Raw genomic sequence first — 18,458 nt, 5'->3', positions numbered from 1 at the left:
GGCAATCCTAGCGAGACTGCTGACCGCCCTGCTCCCCCGTTCCGAGGAGGAAGCGGTCGACGAAGACGCGCGCGTCCTTCGAGGGGCCGTCGACCTCGACGCTCGCAGTGAACTCCGACCACGCGAACGTCGTGACGCCCGCCTCGACGACACGGCGCGCCTCGGCACCGTCCCGGAGGGTGAGGGCCGACCGCTCGGACGCGTCAGGGCTCGTGAGCCGGTCCCGGACGGCGCTCGCGATCGCCGCCTCTGCATCCGTCGCGGTCGGGTGCAGCGTGACAACGACGTTGACCGCCGTGCCGTCGTGGGTGAACGTCGCGCGCATCGTCTCGGTGGTGCCGTCGCCCCCGTCGACCGTCCAGCCGGACGTCGAGAACGCCGCGACGTCCAGCGGGAGGCTCAGCACGAGCCCGGACTCCGTGCCGAGCACCGGGACCTCGCCCTTGCCGTCGAGGTCCTCGATCGTCACCGTCGCGCTGGCGCTCTCCGTGGCGTCGGTGGCCCGGGAACCCGTCTCGGTGTCGAGCGCGGACCTCTCGTCGGTGAGCGCGACCGCCGTCGGCGGCAGGGCGAGCCGCACCGGTGTCGGCGCGGCCGCGGCGACGGCGGTCCCGGACCCCGTCGGAACGCTCACGGCCCACACGCCCCACCCGGCCGTGCCGAGGAGCCCGAGCACGCACCCGACGACCGCGAGCCGCCGCACCGCGGCGGCCGGTCGGGCGACGAGCGAGACGACTCCGAGGACGAGCGCGACTGGGCCTGTCATGAGGATGCCCGTGATGACGGATGCGACGGCGGTCCGCGCACCGTCACGGACGGGGGCGCCGCGACGCTCCGTGCTCATCACTCCTCCTCGAGCCTTGTGTGCGCGGCGCGGAGCACAACTCCGACGTGACGCGCGCACGTTCACCAGCCTAGCCGGGAACCACGCACAGGAGCGAGCACGATCCGAGCCCGCCGCGGGTGACGATCTGGATGTTCCGGTCCACCCGGTGAGCCGAGGTGGTCGTAGGACGTCCCACGGTGTTCACTTCTCATGGACCCCGACGAAGGAGACGCACATGGCCGCCCGCACCGGACTCATCGATCGCACGGTCGACCAGCTCCGCGAGTCCGTCATCAACGGCACCTGGCCCGTCGGCAGCCGCATCCCCACCGAGGCAGATCTCGCCTCAATGCTCGGCGTCGGCCGCAACACCGTCCGCGAGGCCGTGCAGTCCCTCGTCCACTCGGGCCTCCTCGTACGCCGCCAGGGTTCCGGCACGTACGTGCTCTCCGACTCCGAGCTCTCCGTCGCGCTCGGCCGCCAGATCGAGCACGTCCACCAGCAGCACATCCTCGAGGTCCGACGCAGCCTCGAGGTCGAGGCCGCCCGCCTCGCCGCACGACGCCGCACCGAGCGCGACGTCATGACGCTCCGCTCCCTCAACGAGGGACGCCAGAGTAGCTTCGCCGTGGGAGACGTCGACTCCATGGTGACGAGCGACCTCGCCCTGCACCGCGCGATCGTCGCCGCCGCCCGCAACCCGCTGCTGCTCGACCTCTACGAGAACCTCCTCGACGCGATCGGCGACTCGATCCGCGCCAACGTCGAGACCGATCACCCCGACCACACGCACGACGAACTCGTCGAGGCGATCGTCGATGGCGACGAGGACGCCGCCGCCCGCGAGATCTACGCCTACCTCGAGCTCTACCTCGAAGCCCTCACGAGCTGACCCCGGACCGATGTGACCGCGCGCGGCACGCGGTGCTAATGTCGTCCCTCGTGCACCACGGTGCGCACGCCCTCGTAGCTCAGTGGATAGAGCGTCTGCCTCCGGAGCAGAAGGTCGTAGGTTCGACTCCTATCGAGGGCACGTTCAGGCCCCGGACTCCCCTCGCGGAGTCCGGGGTTCTTGCGTTTCCGGGGCGTGCGACGACGGCAGCGCCCCGTACGCGCGCCGGTCCGCGCTGAACTCGACGCGAGCCACCTGGCGGCGGCCTGATGTCAGTAAGGCTGCTCGAAGAAGTCCTCGTCGATCTCGACGATGTTGACGGTGCGACGCACCTGGACGCCGACGCCGTACCGGATCATGAGCGCCGCGAGCCGTGAGCCGTCGATCAGGACGACGCGCGTGGCAACGTTGCTGGCGTAGTCACGCGCCTTCTTGCTGAACGACGCGGTCGTGATGAAGACACCCTGGTTGGCCTGGTTGCCGTGGAGTGCCCCGACGAAACCCTGGATCTCTGGGCTGCCGACGGAGGAGCCCAGGCCGTAGCGCTTCGCCTGGACGTAGACACGGCTCAGGCCGAGGGCATCCTGGTCGATGATGCCGTCGATGCCGCCGTCGTTCGACAGCTGGGTACGGGTGGCGCGGCCTTCGGTCCCGCCGTAGCCCATGGCCATGAGCAGGTCGAGCACGGCTTGCTCGAAAAACGCGGGCGACTGCGCGTGCAGACGGTCGAGAAGGTCCGCGGCGACCGCCGCCTGGAGGCGCGCGACGCCGTCCTCGATCTGCTCGGTCGGCGAGAGGGTCGGCTCGTCCGTGGGCTCCGGAGCGGCGAGCGCGGCCTCGGGCGTCGTCGTGGTTCGTCCCTTGCCCCGAGGAGAGACGTAGCCCGGCACCGCCCGGAGGTCACGCTCGGTGATGCCGCCAGGAAGTGCTGCGAGCAGGTCACGGCCTTGCTGGGTGATGACGTACTGCCCGCGTGCAGGCCTGTCGACGGCGCCGGCCCGCTTGAGGTAGGAGAGGGCCCAGTTTCCGCGGTTGAGGTACCGCGGCAGGCCGGAGTCGATGAGCGCGGCCCGCTGCTCTGCGCTCACCCCGAGGAGGTCTGCGGCGTCCTCCACGATGTCACGGGACTTCCGTACGACGCCGTCCGACAGCACGCGCAGCACGGGCGCCATGTAGTTCTCCCAGACCGGCGACGTCGACATGGGCGGGCTCCTTGGAGGCGAATGCGGAGTGCGACATTCCGTCGCGGAAGGTCCGGCGGGCTGGCGCCTACCGTATCGTCCTGCGTTGCCGGACGGTCTCGCGGTTCCCTCGCGAGCGTGAGATGTCGGTAGTCTGGCGGTGCGCTCAAGCCGTCACAGGGGACGGCACGACGAGCGCATGTGAGTCCAGGGAGGCATTGCGTGACGTTCGACGACGATCGGCCGCTCGATAGCCTGCGTCGGCATCTGCGCGATGCGACGTCGCTTGACTCGCTCTCGGAGTCGTTCTCGATCTTCGTTCACGACGCGCTCAAGGCTGAGCTCGCCGACGTTGATATGCGACTCTTGCTGTGGGGTCGGAACACCGAGAATCTTCCTCTCAACGGTCTTGACGACGAGAACCTCCTGCGTGCGCGACTTGACCAGCACCGGGTCGCTCGGGAGTTCGTCGAGTGGGCCGAACAGCGACTTCAGGCTCGACGGCTGAACCTTCGCACCAGGGACACCTCGACGACGGTGCACGGGCCGTCTCCTTATGCGATCCAGGGCGCTGGCATCGAGGCCGAGAGCCTCGGCCTGGTCGCGTCGTCGAGTCTTCACCTGCCTCTCGAGTTCACTGACGTCGATCAGGTCGCGCAGATCGGCGAGCACTTCGAGCGCACGTGGCACCACGCGGCCTCGGTGCCGGCGCAGGAGGACTTCCTCGACGCTGCCCGGGCGCTCTACCAAGACAGGTCCCCGGAGTCCGTCTACCTGCGCATCCTCACGTCGCTCTTCAGCGACTTCGTCGAGGAGGCGGGCGAGGAGACGGAGGCGCGCGGCCGGACCGGGTTCTTCGACACCGAGGTGTGGAAGAAGCTCTACAAGTTCCAGCGTGACGGAGTTCTCGGCGCGATCGAGAAGCTCGAGCGCCACAACGGCTGCATCATCGCAGACAGCGTGGGTCTCGGAAAGACGTTCGAGGCCCTCGCGGTCATCAAGTACTACGAGCTGCGGAACGACCGCGTTCTCGTTCTCGCGCCGAAGCGACTGCGCGAGAACTGGACGCTGTTCCGCGCCAATGACGAGCGCAACCCGCTCGTGGCCGACAGGTTCAACTTCGACGTCCTCAATCACACGGACCTCTCGCGAGCAAACGGGATGAGCGGCGACATCGATCTGGCGCACATCGCGTGGGGCAACTACGACCTCGTCGTCATTGACGAGTCGCACAACTTCCGCAACAACCCGCAGGTTGACGGTCGGACGACGCGCTACGAGCGGCTCATGGACGAGGTCGTGCGTGCTGGCGTCCGCACGAAGGTCCTCATGCTGTCGGCGACACCCGTCAACACGCGGCTTGCCGACCTGCGCAACCAGGTGCTGTTCGCAACCGAGGGCGACGACGGGGCGCTCTCGCACGAGGGCATCAAGGACATCGGTCAGACGCTGAGGCAGGCACAGTCGAGGTTCAACGCCTGGCAGAAGGCTCCTGAGGCTCAGCGCACCGCGAGGTCGCTGGTGAGCACCCTGGGGATGGACTACATCCGCCTCCTGGACCTGCTGACGATCGCGCGGTCCCGCAAGCACATCGAGAAGTACTACGGCGTGGCCGACACCGGGAAGTTCCCGGTGCGACTGACGCCCATCAACCTCTCCCCCGGCATCGACCTCGACGGTTCGATGAGCTCGCTCGAGCAGATCAACCGGTCGATCCTGCGTCTCACTCTCGCGGCCTACAAGCCGACGAGCTACGTCCACGCAGCCCACGTCGCGCAGTATGCGGAGCTCTACGACCGCTCGCTGCGCACAGGTGGCAAGCGTAAGTGGGTGCAGACGGACCGTGAGGACAACGTGGTCCACCTGCTCCGGATCGGGCTGCTCAAGCGGCTCGAGTCGTCCGTGCACTCGTTCGCCCTCACTCTGGCCAAGGTGCTGTCCGTCGTCGACGCCTCGATCGAGACGCTTGACGTCTTCGTGGCGAGCGGCGGCGACGGGCTCTCGATCACGGATGACGGGGCAGCGACGCTGCTCAGCCTGGAGGACCCCGAGCTGGACGACATCGTGGGCGGCAACGTCAAGGTCTTCCTCAAGGACGTCGACCGCACGCGGTGGCGTCAAGACCTCGAGGCCGACCGCGCGACGATCACCACTCTCCTGGCTGACGTGACGCGGGTCGACGCGGCTCGCGATGCCAAGCTGGCCGAGCTGCGCACATTCCTCCGGGCCAAGGTCGAGAACCCGTTCAACGCGGGCAATCACAAGGCGCTGGTGTTCACTGCGTTCAGCGACACCGCCGAGTACCTGTACGAGCACATCGCCGGGTGGGCGGTGGCTGAGCTGGGCGTACACGTCGCACTCATCACGGGACAGTCGACCCGCACGACGGCTGCGTTGGCGCGCCGCGACATGCACTCGGTGCTCGCTGCGTTCTCGCCGCTGTCGAAGGGCGGTTCCAAAGATGCCGAGGTCGTGGACTTCATCATCGCAACCGACACGATCTCTGAGGGCCAGAACCTTCAGGACTGCGACACGGTCGTCAACTACGACATCCACTGGAATCCAGTGCGGATCGTGCAGCGCTTCGGACGCGTCGACCGTCTCGGCTCGCAGAACACGAGCGTGCAGCTCGTGAACTTCTGGCCGACCGAGGACCTCGACGCCTACATCAATCTCGAAGGGCGTGTCTCGAGCCGGATGAAGCTGTTGGATGTCTCGGCCACGGGCGAGGAGAACGTCCTGGACTCCTCCGAGATGAATGATCTCGACTACCGGCGGCGACAGCTCGAGCAGCTGAAGAACGCCTCTCCCACGATGGAGGATCTCGCCGGCGGGCTCTCGATCACGGACCTCACGCTCTCGGACTTCCGCATGGACGCCGCGTCGCGACCCCGGGCGGAGCTCCGGCGGATTGACGAGTGGCCGCTCGCACTGTTCGGCGTGGCGCGGTTTGATGCAACCCTTGCGAGTGAAGGCCTCACGCCCGGAGCGGTATTCCTTCTGCGCCTGAGGGAGGGCGCGCCGCCGTTCGGGTCCGGATACCCGCTCGCACCCTACGTGCTCGCCTACGTCGGTGATGACGGTGTGCTTGCCCACGAGGTCGACGAACCGAAGTTGGCACTCGACGTGCTGCGGCGCCATGGCCTCGACCGCACAGACCCTGACTCGGAAGCGCTCGCTGATTTCGAGAAGGCCACACGTCACGGCCGAGACATGTCCCACTACAGGGCACTCCTCGACGCAGCGGTCACGGCGACGTCCGGTCACAGTGACCAAACGTTGGCTGCGTCAGTGTTCTCCCCCGCTCCGTCTCGTCTCGGCACCGACGCGTCGGTGGCAGGGCTTGGTTCAGTCGACGTGGTCGCATGGTTGGCGATCGTCCCGTGAGCACCGAGTCGATGCGCGTGGCGGACCTGCTCGGGCTGCCGGATCGCGCGCGCCAGTCGCATCGTCTGACGAAGAAGGACATCACCGCACAGTGGGAGGGGTCGTCACCCGCTGACGCTCGACTGCTTGGCAGAGTCATCTCCAGCGCCAGGATCACCGCAGTTCTCAGTCCGACAACAGTCGGGGCAGCTGCGGTCGAGACTCCTGATCGACGCGTCGACATGATCCCGGTGATCGAGATCAACGTCGTTGACGGAGCCAAGAAGCGTGACACGGTTCGCGTCGCCGAGCTGCTCCACAGGTCGATGCCACGGCCCTCGATCCTCGGCCTCTATGACGAGAATGCAGGCACCGCAAGCCTGTCGGTAGCGCTGACCCGTCTGAGCCAGACGGACGCGGGGAGGTCCGTGGTTGAGGAGCACCTGATCGCGTCACCCGAACGCTTCGCAACAGGATCGCTCCACATCGCGCGCCTCTCTCGCACCGACCTTGGGACGCTTCACGACGACCTCGTTCGAGCAGTCGCCGCGGACGGGATGTTCCCCAGGCTCTCACTGTCGGCGGCCGAAGCGATCGGGCTCCGACGACAGATCACCGCGGCGACGAACGAGCTCACCACTGTTGCGCGAGATGCCGCACGGGAGCCGTCGATGCAGCGAAGGATCGACCTCAACGCCCGCGCGCGTACCCTTCGTACGAGCATCGACGCCCTCGAGGCCAGGCTCACCGCGCCCCCAGCGCCGACAGTTCCACCGATCGATCCAATCGAGGATGACAAGTGACGACCTCCCAGTCAGACGGCAGCATCGAGTTCACTCCTGTGGGCGAGGCGACAACGCTCGGCGAGATTGACGGCAACATCGCGCTTCTGGCAAGCCTCTTTCCCGATGCCGTCGCGGACGGCAAGGTCGACCTCGATGTGCTGCGCGACCTCCTGGGCGACGACGCCGAGCCCGCTGGCTCCGAGCCGTCGGGCCTCCGCTGGGTAGGCATGTCCGAAGCTCGCCGACTGTCGACGCTGCCGGCAACAGGCACGCTGCTCCCCCGTCCGGATGAGTCGGTCGACTGGGACTCGACGAAGAACATCATCATCGAAGGCGACAACCTCGAGGTCCTCCGTCTTCTGCGCCGTGGATACACGAGCAAGGTCGACGTCATCTACATCGACCCGCCGTACAACACCGGCCATGATTTCGTCTATGACGATAGGCGGATGTCAACGGTCCAAGAGCACGAAGCAGTAGCGGGCCACCGCGACGAGATGGGCACGACGCAGACCGGCGACGGATCCGATCGAGCCCAAGACAGGCGTCTCGCCTCCGCGCGGCACGCAAAATGGCTCTCGATGATGTACCCCAGGCTACTTGTTGCGCACGCGCTACTCAAGGAGACCGGAGTCTTTATCGCCGCGATTGACGATAACGAACACGCACGCCTAAAACTGCTTCTGGACCGGGTGTTTGGCGCCGAGAACTTTATCTCAAATGTCGTTTGGCAAGGGGGTCGAAAGAATGACTCTCGATACATTTCAAATGGCGCGGACTACATGTTGATCTACGCCAAGAACGAGGGGCATCTGTCCGCCCTCGAAACGCGCTGGCGCGAACGAAAGTCCGGCATCGACGAATCGCTGGAGACTGCCGCGGAGATTTGGGAGCAGTCCGGCGGCGACACGGCTCACGCGAACGCGGCATGGAAGAGCTGGCTCAAGAAGGCCAAGGACTCCGGAGTCATTACCGACTCCGTCGCTCGATATGACCAGCTCCAGGCCGACACCGGACGCCCAATGAACACGTACGGCAACATTACGTGGCCGGGAGGCGGCGGCCCGGACTACGACGTACTCCATCCCGAAACGCAACTCCCGGTAAAGAAGCCGAATCGTGGATGGCTTTTTCAGGAACCGGAGATGCGTCGCCGCATTGCCGACGGATTGATCTGGTTCGGCAAGGATGAGGGCACGATCCCTCGCGGCATTTCCTATCTCGACGAAATGGACCAGCAGGTTGCCACCTCCGTGTTCGAACAGGACAGGAAGGCTGCAAGCACTGCAATGCGGAAGCTGTTTGACGAGGGTATACCGTTTGACACCCCGAAAGACCATCGGGTGCTCTCCCGATGGCTTTCACTCGTTTCCGCAGGAAATCCTGATGCACTTGTACTCGACTTCTTCGCGGGCTCGGGATCAACCGCCCATGCCGTGATGTCACTCAACGCATCAGATGGTGGACGCCGTCGTCACATCCTCGTGCAGCTTGACGAGCCAGTGGAGAGTGATCAGTTCGACACAATCGCTGACATCACACGAGAGCGGCACCGACGAGCAGGGAAGGCGCTCACCTCAGAGAGCACGTCTCACTCTGAAACACTCGATATCGGTTTCCGATCGTACCGGCTCGCGGATTCCAACCTCCGACCGTGGGATGGAACGAGCGAGATCGATCTCTTGGGAGCCGTGGACAACCTCGTCGACGGGCGGTCAACGGACGATTTGCTGGTGGAGGTGATGCTACGCCTCGGGATCGAACTGACAACGCCGGTCGAGGAACGCGAGGTTGCCGGGGCGACGCTTTATTGCCTTGGTCGGGGCACGCTCTACGCATACTTCGGAGAAGACGTAACTACCGCGCGGTCAATCGAGGTCGCACGCGCGCTGGTCGAGTGGCGCGAGGAGAACCCTGTCGACTCGGACGTCACGATCGTCGTGCGCGACACGGGGTTCACGAACTCGTCCGCGAAGCTGAATCTCGAGGCCGCAATCAAGCAGGCCGGCTTCACGACGTTCCGGAGCATCTGAGGTCATGAAGTTCACCTTCGAGGCGGACCTCGACTATCAGCGTGCCGCGATCGATGCCGTGACGGGGCTGTTCGCGGGGCAGGACGTCATGACGGGTGCGTTCGACGTCTATGCGCACCCGTCGCTCCACGGCGGCTTCCAAGGGCTCGCTGACACCGGGGTGGCGAACCGTCTCGTCCTTGACGACGAGTCGCTGCTGGCGAACCTCCACGCAGTTCAGGAGACCAACGGGTTCGCTCCCGAGCCAGGACTGACATCGACGAACTTCACCGTCGAGATGGAGACCGGCACTGGGAAGACGTACGTCTACCTCCGCACCGTCTACGAGCTCAACCAGCTGTGCGGGTTCACCAAGTTCATCGTCGTCGTCCCCTCCGTCGCCATCCTCGAGGGCGTGCTCGCTTCGCTCGAGATGCTCCGTGAGCATCTGGGCACGCTATACGGCAACCCGGCTATGCAGTTCTTCCGTTACGACGGTGGCAATCCCTCGCGCGTACGCACGTTCGCGACGTCGTCGGGCATCGAGATCATGATTGTCACCGTCGCCGCGATCAACAAGGCGTCGAACACGATCCACAAGCCGTCCGAAGACCTCGACGACGAGCGCCCGATCGACCTCATCGCGGCCACACGCCCGGTCGTCATCGTCGACGAGCCTCAGAGCGTCTACGGCGACGACGGCAACCCGAAGAAGAAGCCCGGCGCGGGCCGTCTCGCGATCGACAAGTTCGCGCCCTTGGCCGTGTTGCGCTACTCGGCAACGCACCCGAAGTTCGACAAGGGCAACCTCGTCTACCGCCTCGACGCGATCGCCGCCTACGAGAAGCAGCTCGTCAAGCAGATCGAGGTCGACTCGCTCGTCACCGAGTCCAGCGGCACCACCCCGTACGTCCAGCTGAAGAGCGTCAAGAGGACCGCCGGCGGCTTCACGGCACGGATCGAGGTCGACAAAGAGCAGGGCGGCAAGATCGTCCGCAAGGTCGAGACCGTGAGGTCCGACTCCAACCTTGCGGACGTCACCGGACGCGAGATCTACCGGAACCTCAACGTCACCGCCCTCGGCATCTCCCCCGAGCACATCCGATTCGACACCGTCGCCGAGCCCCTCCACCCGGGTGAGTCGATCGGCGCCGAGGTCGACCTGGGCGAGCGCGCGCGCCAGATGATCGCGCAGACGATCCGTCAGCACCTGCGCAAGGAGAAGGAGTTCGCGTTCAGCGGCCTCCCCATCAAGGTGCTCAGCCTCTTCTTCGTCGACTCCGTCGCCAAGTACCGCATGTATGACGAGGATGGCAACGCGCACCCCGGCGAGTACGCGCAAATCTTCGAGGAGGAGTACGCCCGCGTCTCCGTCGAGCCGGAGTTCGTGACGATCCTGCCCGAGCAGCCCGCCGACGCCGTCGCACAGGCGGCCCACCAGGGCTACTTCTCTATCGACCAGAACAAGAAGAGCGGCGCACGTCGCCTCGTCGACACAGCGGAGAACACCGCCGCCGGACGTCAGCAGGCAGAGCTCGCGTACTCGCAGATCATGAAGGACAAGGTCGGCCTCACCACCCCGGGAACCCCGATCCGCTTCATCTTCAGCCACTCCGCCCTGCAGGAGGGCTGGGACAACCCCAACGTCTTCCAGATCTGCGTCCTGCGGAACATGGGCTCCGAACGGTGGCGCCGCCAGTCGCTCGGACGTGGACTGCGACTCGCCGTCGACGGCACCGGCAACCGCGTGCGGGGCTTCGGCGTCAACAGGCTCACCGTCATCGCCAACGAGTCGTTCGAAGAGTTCGCAGAGAACCTCCAGCGCGAGCTCGCCGAAGACCTCGGCATCGAGTTCGGAAAGGTCACAGTCGACGGCTTCGCCCGCGTCACATACAAGGACCTGGACAACGACGGTGCAGTCGTCCCAGTCGGAAACGCTGCGGCACAGAACCTCTTCACCGCACTGACGTTGGCCGGCTATGTGGACGCGGCGGGTCTCGTCCAGGAGTCGCTTCGCACCGCGATCCAGGAGGACAGCGACGAGCTCAACGTGCTCGTCGCCGACGCGGTCCCGAGCGAGTCCGGCCAGATCGCACTGCTCGGCCTGCTCAAGCGTCTTGCCAAGCCGATCGAGATCAAGAAGGCCTCTGAGCGGGTCGTCGTCCCGGTCGTCAAGGAACGGCTCGAGAGCCCGGAGTTCCGGGCTCTCTGGAACCGGATCAAGCACCGGACCGAGTACCGCCTCGAGGTCGACGAGGACGAGCTCCGAGAGACTCTCGTTGAGAAGCTTCGTCAGATGCCGCCCGTCCCGAAGCGCAAGGGCGAATGGCAGACCTCGTTGGTCACGAGCATCGACCAGAGCGGCCTGTCTGCCGAGCTCTCGAGCGTTCGTCGCACGGACGTCGTCTACACCGACAGTGAGGACCTGCCCGACATCCTCTCGGTGCTCGCCGACCGCACGCAGCTCACGCGTGCAACGATCGCCAACGTCCTCACGGACTCCGGCACGCTCCCCCAGTTCCGGCAGAACCCCCAGGCCTACGTCGACCGCGTCTCCAAGCTTCTCAACGAGACCAAGGATCTCTTCCTCGTCAACGGCCTTCAGTACGACCTCGTGGCGGACAACCGTCCCGACGCTGACCGCTGGTACCCGCTCACCCTCCTCGAGAGTGAGGACCTCCAGGGATACGCGGGCCAAGGTGGAAACGTCGTCGCCGGTTCCGACGGTGCCGCGATCGACTTCAGCGCTAAGTCGCCCTACGCGCACGTCGTCGTTGACTCGGCCGTCGAGCGCGAGTTCTCCCTCGCGCTCCTCACCCGCGATGACGTCAAGGCGTTCGTCAAGCTGCCGTCCCGATTCACCATCCCAACGCCGTTCGGCCGGTACAACCCTGACTGGGCGGTGCTGATCGAACTCCCTGACGGTGGTCGTTACATCGTCTTCGAGACCAAGAGCGAGACGAACACGGCACTCCTTGGCGGGTTCCAGGAACCGAAGACCATCGCCGGCAAGCTCCACTTCGCCACCGTCGCGGAGCGACTCGGTGTCACGGACCTCGCGTACGAGGTCGTGGCAACGATGTCCGACGTCGACGGGGTGATCGACTCGATGCAGGTTTAGAGGTGCACGTAGACACTCAGTGGCGCCTTCCACCGCGCCGCGCGCCTCGACATGTCAGGGCCGCGAAATGACAACGTTTCGACGCCGCGGACACTGGCGCACCTCGAAGAACGGCACCAAGCACTGGGTAGGGCCCCACAAAGTCACCCGCGACGGACCGCACGGTGACTGGCACAGCCCTCGCTACATACCGCCCCTCACGGTCGTGTCACCTTCGCGCGTCGTCAGGGCACCCGAGGCATCGCCAACCCCGGCATCGCGCCCGTTCCTCTGCCTCGTTGCGCCCAACGCACAGTGCCCAGTGTGCGGCCTCGACGTCTACTTCTACGCGAACAGGTTCGGATCCCGCGTCTTCTTCGACGTCATCGGTCCGCCATGGACAAAGCACCCATGCACGGTCAGTGAACGGTTCGCAGAGAAAGCTCGGCGGACCGCCCGGAGTCAAGACTTCATAATGCCGGACCCGCGCACCGCGACGAGTCGAGCCCAATGGGCTACCTCGCGCGCCGTCGAGGTCCTCTCGGCAGAGCATTCAGTCCCAGGCGGGCTCGTTGTGACGGTCATCCAACGAGTCACGGGACTCCAGGGGACGCTGCGCTGGCTCGACCAGTCGATCGAAGTGCCTCCATCAGGATCGATTCTCTTCGAACGCGGGGGCGCGGTGACTTACGTTTCGCGTGAAGTCGCAGTAGAGAGCGCACCCGTCGCAATCTTGGAAGGCGATCTTGAGCTCGGCCCGGGCAGCGGTACCGACACTGTTGGGATCTCCAATGGCCCCCCGACACTGATGAGCGCGACGGGATGTCTCGTGTCACTGGCCGCGGGGATGGCGTTGATGCTGCTGCTGGCCGTCCTGCTTGCGCCGTAGACACCCGGGCTCTCAGGTGGTCTCGGCGCTTCTCGCGTGTGAGACGGATTCCGAGATGTCGCGAAGGTAGTTGAGTAGCATTCCAGAACCACTCACGATCTCTTCACTGTCAACGTCAACATCGTCGAACTGCGGGTCACTGTCTACTGCCAATCCACCGAAGAACGGGACCGCTGCACTGAGCGGTGACAGTCAGGCTCAGGCAGAGAGGGCGACCTGAGTAGTCATCACGGCCTCCCGAAGCACTCACTGGGTGTCATGGGCAGGGACTGCGGGCTGCTCGACGACGAGATTCGAGTGCGGCCTCAACTCGAGCATTACCCGTGGGCGGGCGCGACTTGCGCCGCCCGCCAGTGCGAACGTCCTGCCACGGGGAACACTAACGCCCGGTTCGCGCACGCGAGAGGCCCCGCCATCCGAAGATCTCGGGGCTGTTGAGACGATCCATGACGACAGCGACCGTAGGATCCTGAGCGCGATACGCACCCGGGGTGGTGCGCCCCGAGGGATGAAGCGCGGCAGTTGCGGCGGCGCTCATGGTCGGGGTAGCAGGAACGAGAGTAGCGCCGTTGGGCAGCGGCATCGCGGGATGTCGATAGACAAACTCGTGGGCTGACGATGCGAGGAGCTGATTGACGCGTGTTGCAAGCTCGGGCGTCAGAACACGCCGGATCGGGCCGCTCGGAAGAGGTTCGGCCAGTAGCAGCGCCTGGGGAGATACCGGCATGTACAGCCGCGCCCCTGGAGGGACGAGGCCATCCCAAAGACCGTTTCGGGCGTCCACGGCAATAGCGTTGTCTGAAGTAATCAATGAGGGCTCAGCAGATGTCGCGACGCTCCATGAGTAGTGCGTGAGTATAGCTGCCAGTTCTTCAAAGACGCGCATCATGGTGCGGAGGCGAGACCGATTCTCCTCCTGCGGCGTCAGCACGTAGTCGAGGAGCGAGACGCTCGCCACGTCCTGCATGGACCCCCTCAGCCTCTCGTGCCTGCGCAGGACCTGGGCAGCTACTTGGGGCCACAGAGCGACGTCGATCTCATCCATTTTGGCGCGGACCGAAGGCGTTCTACACAGCCCTGCGGCAACGAAACGCACCATCGGGACTGTTGCGTATACACATGGCGGGATCCCAGCCCTTGCCAGCCGAAGACTCTCCGCGGCAGGACCTTCGACTTGATCTGCGAACCACCGTTCCACGGCGTCATCAAGATTGCCGTCGACTCCGTGAAAACTGTAGAAGTCATTGCGCACGGAAGCATTCGTGACATTTGTTGTGAACTCACCTCCCGATCGCCGGGCCACGGTGACCATGTTCTTTTCGTCGACAAATCCGCGAAGCAGAACTATGGGGACGGTGTGTTGTCGTCGAACTCGGTCTCTGACGATCCAAAAGCTGTCGCTCACGAGAGCAGGCTACCGACCGATCCGCGAACTCCGACAGGTTCGGCCCAGCGGGTGGCGCACCCCGAGGCTCGTGGAGTCGGATCACTCCACCACCTCGACGAGCACCGAGGCGGCTCTGACTGTCTGCAGAACTGCGTCTGGTTATCGAGTCGCGGGGGTCCGTCGCGTACGGCGACGGCTGAGCGGAACCATCCAGATATGGGCTGACCGCTCAAGGGAGTCCACCTCCGACGGAGTAAGGCCGTGCACGCTTGCGCTCACAACCCATTCCCAGTCGTGACCATTACCGGTCCGGACATGCTCTGCCACTCGGCTGGCGAGCGCCCTTCGAGTCTGCCCGACATAGTCGGGTACACCCTGCGCATTGATCGCACAGTAGATCCGTTCTCCCCAAACTCTGGATACACACCTCCCGTCAGCCCTTCAGCTTCTCAAATAGCGTCAGGTGCCCAGGCGATCCCTCTACTTCCGCAAAGGGCCGCGCATCGCTTGCGCACACGCATGAGGCAGGGATGACCGACCCGCTGAGCTAAGAGCACCTCGCGGTGATGGGCGACCTCTGCTGCGCCACGAAACCCACCGACGTTCGGGCGATTTCTCCGACGAGGTTCACGCCGACGCGATCCAACTTAGGGCATAGATTCTGCGTGCTGACGGCGTCAGGTATCCTCGCACGGAGCCGACCCTGTTTGACTGGTGATCGACGCTCACGCCGGGTCGAGAGTCCAGCCCATCCAGATCGCTTGACGCCGTCCGCCAGACCGCCTCTGAACAGCGAGGCGTCTACACGGCAAACGCCGCTCCGCACGCGAGACAGTGGAACGGCGCTTCGCGAGTCTCTGGAACTTTAATCGGCTCCCACGGATGGCACGGAGGCGCAATCTCTTCCATGTCGTCGGGCTCCGTGAGCGGGTCAGGCGGTTCAGGGCGCTCGTTCTTTGACACGGTGAACTTGAGGCTTGAGGATCGTCGCCGCTTGAAGGCGTCCGCAAGTACGTCGCCCATCATGTCGTGGACGGCTCCCGCGGCATGTTGCTCGACAAGTTCCAGCTGCGCGGGGGTCCACCACGTGTCGGGGGCCGCCGGCTGGCCGCACAGCGGACAGAAGTAGATCTCGGGGTCGAGATAGTCCTCCGGTGCTGTGTCGGTTCGACCGTGGTGCCACTTGAACTGTTGCTCGCAGTGCGGACACTCACGTCGCAGGAACCCGGCAGAATCGAGCGGAAGGTCGATGGAAAGTTCCATGGTTCTCCTCAGAGTGCGTCGAAGTACACGTCCTGACAGAAGTCGCGTCCGTCTTCCAGTCGCCCGGTGACAACCAGCTCGAACGTCGTCGGTCCTCGTCCTCCAAGATTGTTTTGACCGTTGTCGCCACGGACTGTGAACGACTTACCGGGCGGTAGCTTCGCGACGGCGTCGTCCTGCCAGAGCTGGACACCGGCCAGATCCTCGGGAACACACAGCCGCGCATCAAAGATCGGCTCGTTTCCAGTGTTGGTGATCTTGACGGTCGCGAAGCGGTTGCCGGATCCCGAGAGCCAACGGCCGTCGACGCGTGCCGTCGGCTGCCGAACGGCCTGCACTCGCTTTCCGACGGGCAGGCCGCGGCCCGGGGGCGGCGGAGGCGTGAGGTCGCCGGCCGTCAGCCAGTCGCTTCCGGTGGTGTCGGTGGCGCACCCCGCCGTCGAGAGCCGCTGAGCGAGCCGGTGGCGGACGTCCGCGTCGTTGGAGAGACGCACGACATGGCGCCCCCCGATGTCGCTGAACGGTCGGATGTCGCCGAGCTCGACGATGATCGTGCGGTCCGGGTTGCGCCCCATGGCCATTCCCGCCTCGAAGAGGACGTTGGGGCGGGCCTGTCCGCGAGGCTCGGTCTCGCTGTCGCCAAGTCCGCTGGCATGCTCGGTCTGGAGGTATGCGATGTCATCGGGGGTCATGAGGACGATGACCGCCTGGCCAGCCGCGAATGCGGCATCGAGCACCTCGCCGACGTAGGGAGTCCCCTTGCCGGTGAGCTCGATCGCCTGGTCCCACTCGAGCGGCTTGAGACCGAGGGCACGCAGGAACGTGAACATCGCATCGCGCGCCGCGGTGTTGCGCCCGTGGACCACGAAGACTGTCGAAGAGTCCGTCATGGTCACACCGTAGCGAGAGCGTCCGACATTGCGTCCGAGAACAGGCCATGTCGCGCTGCGGTCCTTGGGCAGGGGCAACGCTCACCTCCCGTTGGAGCAACTTGCGCTTCTCGATCGGGCGCACGGTCGCGTCCTTTTCGCCGCGGTGGAGCCCGCGCCGTCGGACACACTTCCCCTGGGTGCCACGTCGGTTGACAGGACCCGGGGGTGCGCGCACGGTCGAGGTGTCGACGACATCCATGCCCGTAAGAAGCGAGGAATCATGACCTTTCCAGCACCCAACCCGGAGCCTGTGAGCAGGGCGACGGGACACACCAACCGCAGGCCTCCGGAGCAGAAGGTCGTAGGTTCGAATCCTGTCGAGGGCACCCACCACGCCCCGGTCCCCCACGCGGAGACCGGGGCGTCGTCGTAGCAGGCCTTGCCCCCGCATGTCCGTCCCGCGCCGGAACGACCGCGGACGCGGCCTGAGCGGTCACCTCCCGTCCACCTTGCCGCGCTAGCGTCGCCTGGTGACCTCCGCCCCCCTCGCCCGTCGTCTCGGACTCGTCGACGCCGTGACGCTCGGCCTTGGCTCGATGCTCGGCGCGGGCGTCTTCGCGGCGCTCGCGCCCGCGGCGGGGCTCGCAGGCCGGTGGCTCCTCGTCGCGCTCGGGCTCGCGGCGCTCGTCGCGACGGCCAACGCCCTGTCGACGGCCCAACTCGCGGCCCGCCACCCGGTCGCGGGCGGCGCGTACGCGTACGGCCGTGCGCGGCTCGGATCCTGGTGGGGGTTCCTCGCGGGCTGGGGGTTCGTCGTCGGGAAGACCGCGAGCTGTGCGGCGATGGCGCTCACCCTCGGCGCGTACGCGTGGCCGGGGCACGAGCGGTCCGTCGCGCTCGTCGCGGTCGTGGCGCTCGTCGCGATCGACATGGCGGGGGTGACGCGGACGGCGCGCGCGACGCGCGTCCTCCTCGTCGTCACGTTGCTCGCGCTCGGTGCGCTCGTCGTCACGGTGGCGATCGCGGCAGCATCGGGCGCTCTTGCCGTCGGGGGCGGCGCACCCCCGACGACGACGGACGACGTCGGCGTCACCGGCGTACTCGGCGCCGCCGGCCTGCTCTTCTTCGCCCTCGCCGGCTACGCGCGCGTCGCGACGCTCGGCGAGGAGGTGCGCGACCCCGCGCGGACGATCCCGCAGGCGGTGATGCTCGCGCTCGTCGGCGCGGTCACCGTCGTCGCGGCGGTCGCGGCCGCTGCGCTCGTCGCGCTCGGTCCGGCGACCCTCGCCGCGTCGGGCGCGCCGCTCGTCGACACGGCGCAGGCCGTGGACGCCGGGTGGCTCGTGCCGGTCGTCGGCGTCGCGGCCGTCACCGCGTCGGGAGGCGCGCTGCTCGCACTGCTCGCCGGCGTCGGACGCACGACACTCGCCATGGCACGCGAGGGCGACCTGCCGCGCGCGCTCGCGCACGTCGACGCGCGCCGCAGGACGCCGACGACGGCGACGCTGCTCGTCGGCACGATCGTCGCGGTCCTCGTGTGCACGACGGACCTGCGCGGCATGCTCGGCGCGTCGTCGGCCGGTGTGCTGCTCTACTACGGCGTCGCGAACGCGGCGGCGTGGACGATGCGCCCCGCCGAGCGGATCGCCCCCCGGTGGGTGCCCGCCGCAGGGCTCGTCGGCTGCGCTGCGCTCGTCGCGTCGCTGCCTCGTGACGCTCTCGTCGTCGCGGGCGCGGTGCTGCTCGTCGGGCTGGCCGGCAGGGCGCTCACGGGCGGCGTACTCCGGCCCCAGGACCCCGCAGCCTAGGACTTCCGGCCCTCCAGGCCTCCGTGGGTCACATCGGCGGAGGGTCTGGAACCTCCTACAGACCAAAGGTGGGACCT

Annotated in this window: 11 protein-coding genes and 1 tRNA gene; 7 read left to right on the top strand and 5 right to left on the bottom strand. The window is 66.1% G+C overall.

Translation table 11 applies throughout. From position 1 onward, the window contains the following. Nucleotides 1–7: 7 nt before the first annotated feature. Nucleotides 8–844 carry a DUF4190 domain-containing protein gene (locus tag IGS67_RS02960; RefSeq protein ID WP_192277632.1) on the bottom strand — a complete coding sequence of 279 codons (837 nt, stop codon included), beginning with the start codon at nt 842–844 and terminating at the stop codon, nt 8–10. Nucleotides 845–1,061: 217 nt separating this feature from the next. Here IGS67_RS02960 and IGS67_RS02955 point away from each other — a divergent pair, with 217 nt between their 5' ends. Both IGS67_RS02955 and IGS67_RS02950 read left to right on the top strand, forming a co-directional pair. Beyond that, nucleotides 1,062–1,718 carry a FadR/GntR family transcriptional regulator gene (locus IGS67_RS02955; RefSeq protein WP_192277630.1) on the top strand — a complete coding sequence of 219 codons (657 nt, stop codon included), beginning with the start codon at nt 1,062–1,064 and terminating at the stop codon, nt 1,716–1,718. A gap of 68 nt (nt 1,719–1,786) precedes the next feature. Continuing rightward, nucleotides 1,787–1,859, top strand: a tRNA-Arg gene (locus IGS67_RS02950). A gap of 131 nt (nt 1,860–1,990) precedes the next feature. Here the strand turns inward: IGS67_RS02950 and IGS67_RS02945 are convergent. After that, nucleotides 1,991–2,920 carry a restriction endonuclease gene (locus IGS67_RS02945; RefSeq protein WP_192277628.1) on the bottom strand — a complete coding sequence of 310 codons (930 nt, stop codon included), beginning with the start codon at nt 2,918–2,920 and terminating at the stop codon, nt 1,991–1,993. A 201-nt stretch (nt 2,921–3,121) separates the two neighbouring features. On the opposite strand from IGS67_RS02945, the gene IGS67_RS02940 reads away from it, so the two are divergent. Genes IGS67_RS02940 through IGS67_RS02925 form a run of 4 tightly spaced genes read left to right on the top strand, consistent with a single transcriptional unit; the run spans nt 3,122 to nt 12,183 of the window. Continuing rightward, the gene (locus tag IGS67_RS02940; RefSeq protein ID WP_192277626.1) at nt 3,122–6,286 is read left to right on the top strand and encodes a helicase-related protein; all 3,165 of its coding nucleotides are present in this window, start codon (nt 3,122–3,124) and stop codon (nt 6,284–6,286) included. Further along, complete coding sequence (locus IGS67_RS02935; protein ID WP_192277624.1) at nt 6,283–7,068, top strand: DUF4391 domain-containing protein; 786 nt, start codon at nt 6,283–6,285, stop codon at nt 7,066–7,068. Before IGS67_RS02940 ends, IGS67_RS02935 begins: the two co-directional genes overlap by 4 nt. Then, on the top strand, nt 7,065–9,083 hold the full coding sequence (locus IGS67_RS02930) for a site-specific DNA-methyltransferase (RefSeq protein WP_192277622.1): 2,019 nt from the start codon (nt 7,065–7,067) through the stop codon (nt 9,081–9,083). Before IGS67_RS02935 ends, IGS67_RS02930 begins: the two co-directional genes overlap by 4 nt. 4 nt (nt 9,084–9,087) lie before the next feature. Continuing rightward, nucleotides 9,088–12,183 carry a restriction endonuclease gene (locus IGS67_RS02925; RefSeq protein WP_192277620.1) on the top strand — a complete coding sequence of 1,032 codons (3,096 nt, stop codon included), beginning with the start codon at nt 9,088–9,090 and terminating at the stop codon, nt 12,181–12,183. 1,247 nt (nt 12,184–13,430) lie between these two features. On the opposite strand, the gene IGS67_RS02920 is transcribed toward IGS67_RS02925, so the two are convergent. The 3 genes from IGS67_RS02920 to IGS67_RS02910 all read right to left on the bottom strand — a co-directional run bounded on the left by IGS67_RS02920 (nt 13,431) and on the right by IGS67_RS02910 (nt 16,591). Further along, a complete protein-coding gene (locus IGS67_RS02920; protein WP_192277618.1) occupies nt 13,431–14,456 on the bottom strand; it encodes a DUF4238 domain-containing protein in 1,026 nt (341 codons plus the stop codon). 783 nt (nt 14,457–15,239) lie between these two features. Further along, nucleotides 15,240–15,701, bottom strand: a complete 462-nt coding sequence (locus IGS67_RS02915) for a hypothetical protein (protein WP_192277616.1) — start codon at nt 15,699–15,701, stop codon at nt 15,240–15,242. Nucleotides 15,702–15,709: 8 nt separating this feature from the next. Beyond that, nucleotides 15,710–16,591, bottom strand: a complete 882-nt coding sequence (locus IGS67_RS02910) for a nucleotide-binding protein (RefSeq protein WP_192277614.1) — start codon at nt 16,589–16,591, stop codon at nt 15,710–15,712. Nucleotides 16,592–17,103: 512 nt separating this feature from the next. Here IGS67_RS02910 and IGS67_RS02905 point away from each other — a divergent pair. Further along, nucleotides 17,104–18,381: an APC family permease gene (locus tag IGS67_RS02905; RefSeq protein WP_192277611.1), complete on the top strand. Its 1,278-nt coding sequence runs from the start codon at nt 17,104–17,106 to the stop codon at nt 18,379–18,381. Nucleotides 18,382–18,458 lie beyond the last annotated feature (77 nt).

The organism is Flavimobilis rhizosphaerae, assembly GCF_014852685.1.
In the GTDB taxonomy this organism is placed as follows: Bacteria; Actinomycetota; Actinomycetes; order Actinomycetales; family Cellulomonadaceae; genus Flavimobilis; species Flavimobilis rhizosphaerae.
The sequence above is the reverse complement of the archived record's forward strand: the minus strand, read 5'-3'. Positions and strand labels throughout refer to the sequence as shown.

Excerpts from the sequence above, each read along its gene's own strand:
- IGS67_RS02945 (WP_192277628.1), bottom strand. The coding sequence starts at position 2,920 with ATGTCGACGTCGCCGGTCTGGGAGAACTACATGGCGCCCGTGCTGCGC.
- IGS67_RS02925 (WP_192277620.1), top strand. The coding sequence starts at position 9,088 with ATGAAGTTCACCTTCGAGGCGGACCTCGACTATCAGCGTGCCGCGATC.
- IGS67_RS02910 (WP_192277614.1), bottom strand. The coding sequence starts at position 16,591 with ATGACGGACTCTTCGACAGTCTTCGTGGTCCACGGGCGCAACACCGCG.
- IGS67_RS02915 (WP_192277616.1), bottom strand. The coding sequence starts at position 15,701 with ATGGAACTTTCCATCGACCTTCCGCTCGATTCTGCCGGGTTCCTGCGA.
- IGS67_RS02955 (WP_192277630.1), top strand. The coding sequence starts at position 1,062 with ATGGCCGCCCGCACCGGACTCATCGATCGCACGGTCGACCAGCTCCGC.
- IGS67_RS02960 (WP_192277632.1), bottom strand. The coding sequence starts at position 844 with ATGAGCACGGAGCGTCGCGGCGCCCCCGTCCGTGACGGTGCGCGGACC.